The sequence below is a fragment of the Ruegeria sp. CG8 genome (genome assembly GCF_056537165.1).
This window is the reverse complement of sequence record NZ_JBQFRA010000001.1, coordinates 640933-652501: the sequence shown is the minus strand read 5'-3', so window position 1 is coordinate 652501 and position 11569 is coordinate 640933. Positions and strand designations below refer to the sequence as shown.

At 52.9% G+C, this 11569-nt stretch carries 10 protein-coding genes; 4 read left to right on the top strand and 6 right to left on the bottom strand.

The features are described 5' to 3' along the window. Positions 1 to 303: 303 nt before the first annotated feature. Together ACR0EF_RS03195 and ACR0EF_RS03190 are read right to left on the bottom strand one after the other, a co-directional pair. Entirely contained in the window at positions 304 to 1731 is a 1428-nt protein-coding gene (locus tag ACR0EF_RS03195) for an adenylate/guanylate cyclase domain-containing protein (RefSeq protein ID WP_170371450.1), read from the bottom strand. 20 nt (positions 1732 to 1751) lie between these two features. Beyond that, complete coding sequence (locus ACR0EF_RS03190; protein ID WP_170371452.1) at positions 1752 to 2048, bottom strand: putative quinol monooxygenase; 297 nt, start codon at positions 2046 to 2048, stop codon at positions 1752 to 1754. A 455-nt stretch (positions 2049 to 2503) separates the two neighbouring features. Here ACR0EF_RS03190 and ACR0EF_RS03185 point away from each other — a divergent pair, with 455 nt between their 5' ends. Then, positions 2504 to 4321, top strand: a complete 1818-nt coding sequence (locus tag ACR0EF_RS03185) for an amidohydrolase (RefSeq protein ID WP_480771312.1) — start codon at positions 2504 to 2506, stop codon at positions 4319 to 4321. A 124-nt stretch (positions 4322 to 4445) separates the two neighbouring features. On the opposite strand, the gene ACR0EF_RS03180 is transcribed toward ACR0EF_RS03185, so the two are convergent. From ACR0EF_RS03180 to ACR0EF_RS03170, 3 genes are all read right to left on the bottom strand, one after another. Beyond that, on the bottom strand, positions 4446 to 5153 hold the full coding sequence (locus tag ACR0EF_RS03180) for an IS6 family transposase (RefSeq protein ID WP_170371456.1): 708 nt from the start codon (positions 5151 to 5153) through the stop codon (positions 4446 to 4448). A gap of 1322 nt (positions 5154 to 6475) precedes the next feature. Then, on the bottom strand, positions 6476 to 8014 hold the full coding sequence (locus tag ACR0EF_RS03175; RefSeq protein ID WP_170372910.1) for a ShlB/FhaC/HecB family hemolysin secretion/activation protein: 1539 nt from the start codon (positions 8012 to 8014) through the stop codon (positions 6476 to 6478). 124 nt (positions 8015 to 8138) lie between these two features. Further along, a complete protein-coding gene (locus ACR0EF_RS03170; RefSeq protein WP_170343556.1) occupies positions 8139 to 8438 on the bottom strand; it encodes a hypothetical protein in 300 nt (99 codons plus the stop codon). Positions 8439 to 8819: 381 nt separating this feature from the next. Here ACR0EF_RS03170 and ACR0EF_RS03165 point away from each other — a divergent pair, with 381 nt between their 5' ends. The 3 genes from ACR0EF_RS03165 to ACR0EF_RS03155 all read left to right on the top strand — a co-directional run bounded on the left by ACR0EF_RS03165 (position 8820) and on the right by ACR0EF_RS03155 (position 10699). Then, entirely contained in the window at positions 8820 to 9335 is a 516-nt protein-coding gene (locus ACR0EF_RS03165) for a DUF805 domain-containing protein (protein WP_170357387.1), read from the top strand. Positions 9336 to 9408: 73 nt separating this feature from the next. Beyond that, on the top strand, positions 9409 to 10179 hold the full coding sequence (locus ACR0EF_RS03160) for a hypothetical protein (protein ID WP_170343554.1): 771 nt from the start codon (positions 9409 to 9411) through the stop codon (positions 10177 to 10179). After that, positions 10163 to 10699: a hypothetical protein gene (locus ACR0EF_RS03155; protein ID WP_170343553.1), complete on the top strand. Its 537-nt coding sequence runs from the start codon at positions 10163 to 10165 to the stop codon at positions 10697 to 10699. Before ACR0EF_RS03160 ends, ACR0EF_RS03155 begins: the two co-directional genes overlap by 17 nt. A gap of 446 nt (positions 10700 to 11145) precedes the next feature. Here ACR0EF_RS03155 and ACR0EF_RS03150 read toward each other — a convergent pair whose 3' ends face one another. Next, the gene (locus ACR0EF_RS03150; protein ID WP_058283652.1) at positions 11146 to 11349 is read right to left on the bottom strand and encodes a hypothetical protein; all 204 of its coding nucleotides are present in this window, start codon (positions 11347 to 11349) and stop codon (positions 11146 to 11148) included. Between the last annotated feature and the right edge of the window lie 220 nt (positions 11350 to 11569).

Here is an 11569-nt window from a genome sequence, read left to right as displayed (position 1 = left end):
CGAATGCCCCGATGCTGTACGTGATACGAGTCCACCCTTTTTTAGCACAGTACACGGTGCGATTAGTGCAACTCATCTCTCTGGGCTGCCAAGCCTGATACTCACCATCTTGTGAAGCGTGTTTGGCATGGCCTTTGGTTCCCACTTGCACGCGTGCAAGCGGTCTTTTGCACACGCGGATTCTCAATGAAGCACGTCCTGGCGTCGCAGCGAGGCGGGAAACTGGCCTTTCGATTGTCGTGCAGCCATTTTGAGAGGTGAGGTTACAAGTTTTGGACTGAGCTGCCGTGACCCAACAATTGGCTAGTCGTCCAGACCTGAAACAAGGGACTTTAGTCGGAGGATTGCCCCCTTGCTTATGCGAGCCCGATCAACTGTAAGAGAAAAGCCTTCATCTTCCTCGTGAATAATGCGGCTATCGCGGTCGGCACTTTCATAAATAGCGGTCGCAGCATAAGTCCGAATGGGGTTTTGAAATCCCTTCACTCGAACAGGCTCTCGTTCCTCAACCTCAAGCCAGTCTTTTACCAAAGAATAGGTTTCGGCAGCGAGTAAGAGACCTCCGGGATCACACTCGGCCTCAAGTCTCGCAGCAAGGTTCACTTCGCGTCCAATAGCCGTGTAGTCCATCCGGTCTTCCGAGCCGAAGTTTCCAATCGTGCAGTAGCCAGTGTTTATGCCCATGCGAGCGCGAAATGGTCGATCGATCAATCCTTTGCGCTGCCATTCCGTTTGCAAGTGTCTTAGGTTGCGTTGCATATCTATTGCCATTCGCACACATGCAGCGGCATCTTCTTCTACCCCGAGGCTTTCGGGTTCGCCAAAGTACAGCATCATGGCGTCACCGACAAACTTGTCGAAATATGCGCCGTGCTTCAGGGCGATTTCGGACATTGCTGAAAGATACTCATTCAACAAAGTAGTCAACTCCTCGGCTTCGAGATGATCTGTGATTTCGGAGAAGTCGACGATGTCTGAGAAGAAGATCGTGAGCTTACGGCGGCGGCTTTCGATAGCCGCGTGTTGGTCGCCGGCAATGATTGACTCGTAGAGTTGGGGTGGCATGTATTTGGCAAGCTGTTTGGACACGTGTGTCAAAGTGTCATTCGCCTCACGCATCTGGCTCAGCAAGTGCAAGTTGTCCAAGGCGATGTTCGCTTGTGCCGCAAATGTTGTGAGAATATCGAACTGCTCTTTTTGAAGTCTTCCGGTTGAATGCCTCAACACGGCGAGAGCTCCAACAGTTTGTCCTCCTTGTGAAATCGGCACCATGGTGACTGCCTGAAACCCTGAGGCGAGGAAGTTTCCAGCCCCTATACGAAACCTGTCTTTCGATGCGGCGACGTCCGGCAGATCAATCGCCTCGCCGTTCAAAATGACATGGCCATGGATTGTTTCTGGATGAAGTGGCGCCGGAAAGCGACGCCGCCAAGCCTCGACACCAGCCGGTTCGGGACCAGAAATTGCTCCCAAAATCAGTTTGTCGCCGTCCTGTAATCCAATGCTGACTGTCGACTTTGGGAACAGCGTTTGACCTGCTTCAACAATCGAGTTGAAAACAGGTTGAGGGTCTTCAATTGAGCTGTTGACGACCTCCAGGATTTTGGCGGTCGCCCTTTGCCGATCCTGCGCCTCCCGCAACCGGAGTTCCAATGCCGCCAAGTCCTCAGCCTTCGGTTCGTTCAGATCAAGGACGCGTTCTGGCAGCGATTTTCCCCTACCCTTCGACATCCTGATCCTCCCGTTCGCGATTAGCCGTCGACCAAGTCATAGTGCTTGATGGATCGAGACTCGACGAGGTCAGCTTCTATCGGATCGATGTGCGGGCTTTGGTAGTTTTCTCCCACAAACGACTTCAGTGCCTCCAAGCTCTCCCAAACCATAACGAAACTGAACTCTCGTGGCGTATCCTCTCTCGGCGCTCCCGGAAGAAGGTGCACGATTCCAGGGGTGTTTTTCATCAACGGGATCGCAGTGCCGCGAAAAAAGCGGCCAAATTCCTCTTCTTTTCCCGGCCGCGTTGTCACCTGAAAAATGCGCATGATCATACATCCATCCTCCCAAAGATGCGGTTTCTGAATGTATGTGTGCCTCGCACGATCCAGCTTAGCATACTCGATGGCGAGTGTCAGATTATGACTCCGAGCAGTGCTCGTAGAGTTTGGACGAATGACTGCTCTGCGGACTAAAACAGACATTGGTCGCAATGGAGCGAGTAACCGGATCGAACCCAAAGACAGCTTGGGGAAGACAGAGGCTGAATGCTTCGGTTGGCCTCCATCAAGAACTGCGGTTCGAAGGACTCCAAGTCAGCAAAACTCTGAATAGCGTTTCTTCTGGTGCGGCTTACGGGCGTCTTTTGGTTAACCGCATTGAAAACATCTGCGTATTTTGTGTTAGTTAAGTGCATTAGGGAGAGGCATCCACCATGGGAAACACCTCCAGACGGGCATTTATTAGGTCCTTCTTGACGAGCACGACGATCCTCGTTGCTCCGAGTACATTGTTCGGGCAAGAAGGCACGCTGACCGATCTTGGCGGAGCGATACTCGATCTTGATGAAGTCACGATTTTTACGGCGCGCGAGATCGTCACACTTGATCCCGACCTTCCAAGCGCCGAAGCCGTTGCTGTTGTAAACAGTCGGGTTTTGGCGACCGGCACTAGAGAGCAAGTTCAAGAGGCGATTGGTGAACAGCCCTTCACCGTTGATGACACATTCGCCGACCACATCATCGTTCCCGGCTTTATCGCCCAGCATGATCACCCAGTTTTGGGCGGCTTGAGCCTTTCGTCCGTCATTCTTTCGATAGAGGACTGGGACTTGCCACAAGGTTTATCACGCGCCGTTGTGGACAAGGATGACTTTCTGGCACGGTTGTCTGAAGCTGTTGATGGTCAGCAAGACCCGGACACCCCTGTCATGACATGGGGATACCACGCTGCATTTTATGGTCCATTGACACGGTCGGACCTTGACCAGATCAGCAGCGAACGACCTATCTTTGTGTGGGCACGCTCTTGCCACGAATTCATCCTGAATTCAGCTGCAATGGAGGCCGCAGGCGTTACCGAGGAGGTCATGGACGCTTGGTCCGACTCAGAAAAGATGCAATCCAGCTTTGAGCATGGGCACTTCTGGGAACAGGGTTTGTTTGCAGTTCTGCCTTTGATTGCGCCATACGTGGCGACCCCTGAAAAGTTTCGCGCTGGTTTGGAGACCATGCGCGATTATTTGCATGCGAAAGGCGTGACCTACGGCAACGAGCCCGGCGGCATTCTCGCACGCCCGGTTCAGGATGCGGTGAACGCTGTATTCTCCGCACCCTCAATGCCGTTTCGGTGGAGCTTCATTCCAGATGGAAAAAGCCTGATCGCCAAATATGACAATGCTGAAGATGTGATCGAACAGACAGAAGCACTTGTCGACTGGTATGGTGGCAAGACCAGTATGTCCAAAGGCAGCGTCAAGCTTTTTGCGGACGGTGCGATATATTCCCTTGCCATTCAACTGAGGGACGATCCGCTTGGCGATTACCATGGCGAGTGGATGATGGACCTGCCGGCCTTTGAACGCGCGTTTCAAACCTATTGGGACGCCGGCTACCAAGTTCATATTCACGTCAACGGTGACGCCGGGTTGGACCGTGTATTGAACGCCTTAGAGCGAAACTTACGCAGAAACCCGCGTTTCGATCATAGAACGGTGATCGTGCACTTTGCTGTGAGTGCGCCCGATCAGGTCCTTCGTATCAAACGTCTGGGCGCGATTGTTTCAGCAAATCCCTACTACGTGACGGCACTTGCGGATCAATACAGTAAAACTGGTCTTGGTCCTGAACGCGCCAATCAGATGGTCCGTCTTGGTGATCTGGATCGAGCGGGTGTATCCTGGTCATTGCATTCCGATATGCCGATGGCGCCAGGTGATCCATTGTTCCTAATGTGGTGTGCGGTGAACCGCGTGACGAGTTCCGGTCGGGTAGCAGGACAGGATCAGACGGTCCCGGTCGAAGAGGCCTTGCGTGGAGTGACAATCAACGCCGCCTATTCTCATCGTCTTGAGCGGGACCTTGGCAGTATCGAACCTGGCAAGCGTGCGAACTTCACTATTTTGAATGACAACCCATTGACGGTGGATCCCATGGCAATCAAGGATATTCAGGTTTGGGGAACAGTATTGGAAGGCGAAAAGTTTCCTGTGGGCGACAAGCCAGAACAGGAAGATGCACGTTTGCCTCTAATTGATCCGGACAGCCAAAGAGAGTTCGCAGTGAACACTCTCAATCACGCGCTTTCGGTTGTTCACGCCCATCTTTAGGTGCGTTCGCTCTAGGAGCAGAATGATCCGAAATCTCGCGCGCCTGATCCTGAGGCGGGAGCGCTCGGGATGGTGCTGTCAGACGAATTCGAACCAGTCTCAGTTTGCCGCGGAAACCGCGAACCTATCCGGAACAAAGCTGACGCCACTCGCTAAGAGCGGCGGCGCGGGTCAGCTTGAAGGTGTCTCGACTGGCTAGCGATCTTTCCTGGTTGAAGTGATCGTAGACGGAGGAATGGACGGAGGCGAATTTCTGTAGACTTCGCATGCGCCTGAAACGCTGCATCGCGCGTTCGCGTCGTCGAAACGGCAGGTGTGAATTCTCGGCGCGGTTGTTGAGCCACCTGCCCGTCTGTTGTTTTTCGAACGCGCCTATTTCTCTGAGCGCAGCCTTGTAGGAAGCGAAGCGATCTGTGACGACCTCCTTGGCGCAACCGTGCCGTTTCATCAATTTCCTGAGGAATTTTAGTGCTGCAGCCTTGTTTCGGCGCTTGGTGACAACTGCTTCCAGCACTTCACCTTCGTGATCTACTGCACGCCACAGATAATGTCGCTTGCCATTCACCTTTACGAAAACCTCGTCCACGTGCCACTTCCATTTCGAGAACGCGCGCAGCTGCTGCACACGCTTCCGTCGGATCTCAGCTGCAAACATTGGACCAAACCTGTTCCACCAAATTCGGACGGTTTCGTGGCTCACGTCGATGCCTCGCTCGTGCAACAGATCTTCGACATTTCGAAGCGAGAGCGGGAAACGGATGTACAGCATCACCGCAAGGCGGATGACCTCGGGACTGGTTTTGAAGTACTTGAAAGAGGCAGGTTTGGTCATGGGCAAAAGCTACGCAACCGTCCTGCCTGCCTCAAGACAAGTTCTTCTGACAAGACCCAGATGACAATTGAGGAACTTTTGGTCGATTAATCTCATTGTCCGAGCAAAACCCACCAAGTGAGCTTCAGCGCTGCTTTCGTTTAACCGAAATAATGCATCCAGAGTGTTTTGGATGCCGTGCAGGGACATCTCGTGCCATAGCGTCCACGTTTCCGAGGTGCCGCAACGCTCCGTTGTTCAGCAACACACCGCGCCCTGCATCGTAACGGCGCTGTCCAAATCCGCTGGCAACGCATTCCCAGTTTTCCTTGGTCGCTGCGTTGCGGAACCTGGGTAAGTCGTGCGGGTCATGCCGTCCAGGTGTTGCTGCGACATGATCGTGTTTCTTTGAATTGCTTTGGTGGGTCAAATGGTGGGTCACTTGTGTTGTGCCAGTTGGCTGGACAGTACCGGTTGTCGGCCTTGGCTTTGGGCGCATAACTGTCACGACGCCTTGTGGTTTCGGATGTCCTGGGACGGCCACATGAGTTGCCGTAGGTTTTGGTGTCAACTGTGGAACTTGACCAGGAACTGCTGTGGGAACCTGATTGGGAGTCGCGGTTGGAACGAGCGGTGGCACAGCAGTTTGACCGCTGGGTTGAGGCGGAACCTGACCAGGAACAGCGACTGGTATTTGGTTAGGTGTTGCTGTCGGCACCAGGGGCGGCACATTGGGTTGAGGCGGAACCTGGCCAGGGACAGCGACTGGTATTTGGTTAGGTGTTGCTGTCGGCACCAGGGGCGGCACATTGGGTTGAGGCGGAACCTGGCCAGGGACAGCTATCGGAACTTGATTGGGAGTCGCAGTCGGAACTTGCGGCGGCACAGCAGTCGGTCCGGTAGCCAACGGCGGAACCTGATTGGGAACGGCCGTCGGAACCCGGTTTGGTGTCGGGTTTGGCACCAATGGCGGAGCTAGTGTCGGCGCTACGATCGGCGTTGGAACCTGACCGGGAACCGCTATTGGCGTCGCGATAGGAACCCGACCGGGAATTGCGTTCGGTACCGCGCCCGGTGCAAGGACCGGCACTGTAACGGACGTGGGCGTTTGCGGCGTTCCTCGAGGTGGCAATTGATTTGCCACCGGCTGCGTTGGGCCGGTAATTTGATTGCCTGGCCCTTGCCCACCGGTCTGCCCGCATCCTTGGCTCGACTGGTGTGGGTTCCCTACGCCTCGGCACCAACCGTATTGGTTTCCGCGGGCAAAGACCTGCGTGGCGGCCAGTCCAGCAATCAAACAAGCTGCGGAAAGTAAAGCAATGCGGTTCCGTTTCATAACATCCTCACCAACTTGTTGTCAGAGCAAGATACGCGCCAGGATCGCCAGAGTCGGTCAAAGGACCGTCCCTCAAAGGAACAGCGACATATCCGGACAAGAATAGGTTCTGCTTAAACTCAATGTCCAAACCCAGACCAGTCGATGCCAGTGTAGCACTTTCAACTTCAAAACTCGCAGGGTCATTGTTCGAGATGTAACCCACGTCGAAAAAGGCAAAGGGCGTCAAGCGATGTATGCTCTGGGACCTGGGGAAGTAGGAATGAGAGACTTCGAAAACCGCGGAGATCCCGGAATCACCGTCAACCTCGTCAAAACGATATCCGCGCAAAGCATAACGATCACCAAGGAAGTACTCCTCTACCGAGGGCAGCCGGTCGGTTGTGAACTGGCCCCAGATCTCAGTGCGCCACGCTGTGTTGGGCGACAAGCCCGTAAGCGGGCTTTCGTATCCAATGCCGCCCCGTAGATGCCAGAATGAGGAGTCGCCGTCGTCAAAATTCGCGTCCGTCGTATTATTGTTGCCAAACGATAAGGTTAATCCCGCCTCCAAAGTTTGCCCTTTTGAATAGTTTTGCCCATAGAGATACGTTAGGCCGACGACACCTGCGTCACTGGATAATGGCACGCCGCCACTGACTGAGTCCGCCTCGGAAAGGCGATAATCCAGCAGAAGATATCCATAACGGGCCACATCGCGGATCACGGGGTACCCCAACGCGACGGTGAAGTTCTCGCCATCAACATCTGTTCTTGCAAACTCCCCCGAGAGGTCACGTTTTGCATTTATGTTTCCGTAGAAAACCTCACCGTATAGACCATCGCTGTTTAGCGGCGTGCGATAGGTAACAGCGCCCCACAAAGAGTGTTCGTCGTCTTTGTCCCAATTGTAGTTGCCAGACCCCTCAAATCGCAGCAAATCCCCGACAGTCAGCGTCGAATAAAACTCTTGCACGACATAGAAGCTGAGCGCTTCTCCCAGCTCACGCGGAGGGTTGTCGAGTGTCGCACTACCGGCTTGTTTTCGCAGTGGCTCTCCCAATACTCTCAGCCGAGCACCAGCCTGATCCGGGTAATCAAGTTCGGTCGACACGTCCAAGTCGGGTATGTCCTCGGCGAGCATAACTGCCCGCTCAAATTGTTTGAGAGTTATCGGGTATGCGGTGGTGAGTGGGCGAAAGATCTTTTCCAAGGTTTGGAACGTGCGCGTATCTACCCCTTCAATTTCGATGGTTTGAATGCGTCCTTCATCCACAACTATGCTCTGCCCATCGGGTCCAGGCCAGGCCTCAGCCAAGAAGTAACCGTCTTCTCGGTAGATCTGCGTAATCGTTGATGCGACATCCGCCGCTGTGATGCGCCCCGACCGGTCAAAGGCCAACTGACCGGCAAACGTTAACAGCTCATCGGTATCATACACCGTTACGCCACTGACAGAGTGCTGGGATGCGATGTCCCAAGTTTGGGCCATGCTGTATTTTGGGACTGATACAATAGCCAAAAAAGTGCAAATGATCGCAATTACAACCGAGTTGGTTACGGGCATTTTCTACAACCTTAGCATGATTGAGCATGTTAAAACCCAATCCTATTACGAGGTTTGAATGTCTGAGCTTACCGGTACTCAAATTTGATCACGACTGGTGCTTTCGAGATACACAGCGACCAGATTACAGTGCGCCTTCGTCGCCCAGGAACTCGATACCAGCTGTCGCGCCATCACTGTAAGCAATGCAATTCCAAGGAGCACGGTCCTCACCAACACCGACAGTGACTTGTGTTCCAGCTTCGCTAAACGCGGATGAGAGCACAACGACTTGCGAATTGTTCGTTGTTTTGGCTACATCTCGCAAACACGCCTGCTGAGCGGGTGTGAGTTCGGCGGACGCGCTAGACGTACTCGTTTCGTCACATGCCGCAAGCAATGCAAACAAAGTTGTGCCTGCAATCATCACTGTCTTTTTGGTCATTTTCTTCTCCATCAGGGTCCATCGAATCTAGTGAAATTGGATGCTCCTTTTTGAAGCGTCCGCTTCTACTCAGCCAATTGAGCACAGCTCGATCCGGTGCTTACCTATCTCAAAGATTTGTCGCCAACGGATTGGTCGGGGGAACGATATCGAGTTGATTGCCGGGGCCGACAACAACGGAGGTAAAATAAAGTTGTGTCGAATTCGCATGTTTGAATCTAATTTTTAATAAATCAATATTTTTTCCGCGCGTAAATTTCTCTACGCTCTCGTACGATAGGCCTCTGCGTTCAAACAAAAAAGTAACTGGGAGCTAAGAGTGTGTTCCCCTGAGCGGCGAAGCGATTTGAGGCCGCACAAAAACAATGAAGGGATTGAAAGATGGGATTTGGTGAAGCCGTTAAGACGTGTTTCTCGAAATACTTCCAGTTCTCCGGTCGGGCTATACGCTCAGAATACTGGTGGTTCTTCTTGTTTGTGGTTCTCGTGAGTGCCGCTTTAGCTGTGCTGGATACGATCATATTCGGGACCAACCCCGAAACAGGCCAGGGATCTCGGGTCCTGTCCTCTGTTTTCCAACTGGCTGTTCTCATACCTATGCTGGCCGCCGGTTGGCGAAGGCTGCATGATACAGGACGACCTGGCTGGTATTTGCTGCTGCCGATGGCGCTCAGCATTACAACGCTCTTTGTTATGCTGGGTGGGGTGGCGTTCTTTTCGGTATTGGAGCAAGGGACGGAAAACCCCGATGCATTGCGAGGACCTGCGGCCGTCCTGGGCGTGACCGGTATTGTTGTTGTCTCAATTCTTCAATTGGTTCTGTCCATTCTGATGATCTGGTGGTTGACGCGCCCTTCGGAAGAAGGCGCAAACGAATACGGCGAGCCTGTTTCCTGACCTGGTTGTCCGGGCAACGGGCCGGAATTTCTGCTGAATGACAGTGCGAACCGTAACTCAATGGAGAGAAAAAATGAGCTTCAAAACCATTTCCATTGGAATGCTACTGATGGCAGGAGCGACCACAGCATCAGCGGAGTGGTCGTTCAACTCCGGGCCTAATCCCAATGCATTTAATCAAACCGGAAACATGACCCTGGAACTTCAGTGTAACCGTATCCGCTTCGCTCCAGCTGGATATGAGGACAGCCAGGACATTGTGGAGAAGCAAGGGCTTTCCATTCGTTTTTTGAAGAACGGCACTACCGAGGTTGGGGCATTTCAGGTTGGCGCAGAAAACGCTGCCGTGCAGATCGTCGACAACTATCCCGTCGAGGTCAGTTTCAATAGTCAAGAGGACTATGGTTTTGTACTGGACCAGCTTGCGGCCAATGCATCGGTTAATCTGTCGATGATTGATCAAGATGTCAGCTACGGAATCTTTGACTTGAAGGGTTCCAGCGCAGCAATTCGATCCCTTCGTTCCGCCTGCGACTCAGATGCTAGCCAAGGGACCTCCTACGAAGCACCCGAAGGCATCGTCTATTGTGGTGGCGGAGCGAAAAAACGCCAAATCGAATATGTAATTCTGGACAATCCAGAGGGGGAGTGGGACGCGCGAGTAACGGTCAACGGCGAGTCGATCAGAGCCATGACGGCCTACAGTTACTTCGGAAACTATGAGCCGCCCGCCGGATTTGTCGTCGCCCTGCTTGGGGAAGACAGGTCCGAGTTTCTGATTTTTAGCGAAGGCTCGGTAAACTGGCTGGAATACGGGGACTACAGATATGATCAGTGCAATTGATGCCACCTTCCAAACAGCTTCCCAAATAGTGCGTCAATTGAAAGGTTTAGTTTCCAGGTTTGTGCTGGTCTCTGGTCTAGTATGGAACTCACCAGCTGTCGCGGCTGATGTATCGCAACTTCCGCCCGGTTTGCAGGCGAAGGTTGATCTGGCGGCACAGGCCTGCGCGGAGTTCAACGACGGTCAGTTTGACTTAGACTGGGGTGCGGTTGAGAGGGTCGACCTCGACGGAGATCTACGACGCGACTGGGTTCTGAATGAGTCTGGTTTCGCGTGTTCAAGCGCCGCATCTCTTTATTGCGGAACTGGCGGATGCATGTCGCATTTTTGGGTTGGTGAAGAGGTGCAATCCTTGCTCAATCAAGGCTGGACAGTCGTTGATTTTGGGCGCCAACGCGTTGTTGTGGCAGGTATTCATGGATCCGATTGCGACGGAATAAACCCAACGCCTTGCGTTACGGCCAGTGTTTGGGACGCGGACGCTAAAACGTGGCGCTCGTCTGCTGGTGATTGGGAGTAAACTGCAATTGGGCACCGTATAGAAGCCTGAGAGCCTGTTTGTTCGATGGGTTCTCTGTAGCATGCAAACTTTGGGCGAAGTTTCAGCATATTAATTTATAAAATCAATCTTATACATGTAGAAGTTTAAACGCACCTACACCCAGTCTCGGAATTGCAAAATCTTTTTACGAATGTCCGCTTCGGGCTCAAGGCAGACGTTCGCTCACCTACGCTCAATGACTGAATTGCGGACGAAGCGGTCTGTGGTTCTCCAATCAAATCGGCCGACCTTAAGTTTACAGTACACGGTTGTGGAGAGTGAGAAGGATTTGTTGTCTTCACTTCCGGAAGTATAGTGTCTCAATTGGCACCCTTATTGCATGCTGAGCAGGACGTTATGGCTCACGAGCGTCCAGATACCTTCCGGTTAAGCCCTTTTGAGTGTCAGATGGTATCGTCCCAAAATTAGGTTGTTGGTTGTTCGGGTGCGTCACCTAGAGCCAGCAGCAAAAGAATAGCCAAAAGAGGTGATCCAACCAGACCGATCAGGAACCAGATCAAACCGGATCGGTTGCGCCGCCCTGCCATCGTGATCGGCAGGATATAAAGCCAGATCACGACAACCAGCAAGATGAGCATAAAAATCAACTGGATAACTGGTGCGTCCATGAAATTTTGCCTTTCGTATCTTGACGCCATTTTAAAAACGGCTGATCCGGTTAGATAGACAATGGCCCGAAAGCGTTTTCGGGTATTAATTTAGCCCAACATGGGTCCCGGGCGTCCCAACCCTCTCCCGTTGCGTACCTTGGCTATCAGACAGTGCCGTCCAAATGTTTGGTGTTTTCCGGGTCACAAGGTAGCAAGGTCGGCAAAACGGATAAAGTGG

Excerpts from the sequence above, each read along its gene's own strand:
- ACR0EF_RS03195 (WP_170371450.1), bottom strand. The coding sequence starts at position 1,731 with ATGTCGAAGGGTAGGGGAAAATCGCTGCCAGAACGCGTCCTTGATCTG.
- ACR0EF_RS03190 (WP_170371452.1), bottom strand. The coding sequence starts at position 2,048 with ATGATCATGCGCATTTTTCAGGTGACAACGCGGCCGGGAAAAGAAGAG.
- ACR0EF_RS03180 (WP_170371456.1), bottom strand. The coding sequence starts at position 5,153 with ATGACCAAACCTGCCTCTTTCAAGTACTTCAAAACCAGTCCCGAGGTC.
- ACR0EF_RS03175 (WP_170372910.1), bottom strand. The coding sequence starts at position 8,014 with ATGCCCGTAACCAACTCGGTTGTAATTGCGATCATTTGCACTTTTTTG.
- ACR0EF_RS03170 (WP_170343556.1), bottom strand. The coding sequence starts at position 8,438 with ATGACCAAAAAGACAGTGATGATTGCAGGCACAACTTTGTTTGCATTG.
- ACR0EF_RS03165 (WP_170357387.1), top strand. The coding sequence starts at position 8,820 with ATGGGATTTGGTGAAGCCGTTAAGACGTGTTTCTCGAAATACTTCCAG.
- ACR0EF_RS03160 (WP_170343554.1), top strand. The coding sequence starts at position 9,409 with ATGAGCTTCAAAACCATTTCCATTGGAATGCTACTGATGGCAGGAGCG.
- ACR0EF_RS03155 (WP_170343553.1), top strand. The coding sequence starts at position 10,163 with ATGATCAGTGCAATTGATGCCACCTTCCAAACAGCTTCCCAAATAGTG.
- ACR0EF_RS03150 (WP_058283652.1), bottom strand. The coding sequence starts at position 11,349 with ATGGACGCACCAGTTATCCAGTTGATTTTTATGCTCATCTTGCTGGTT.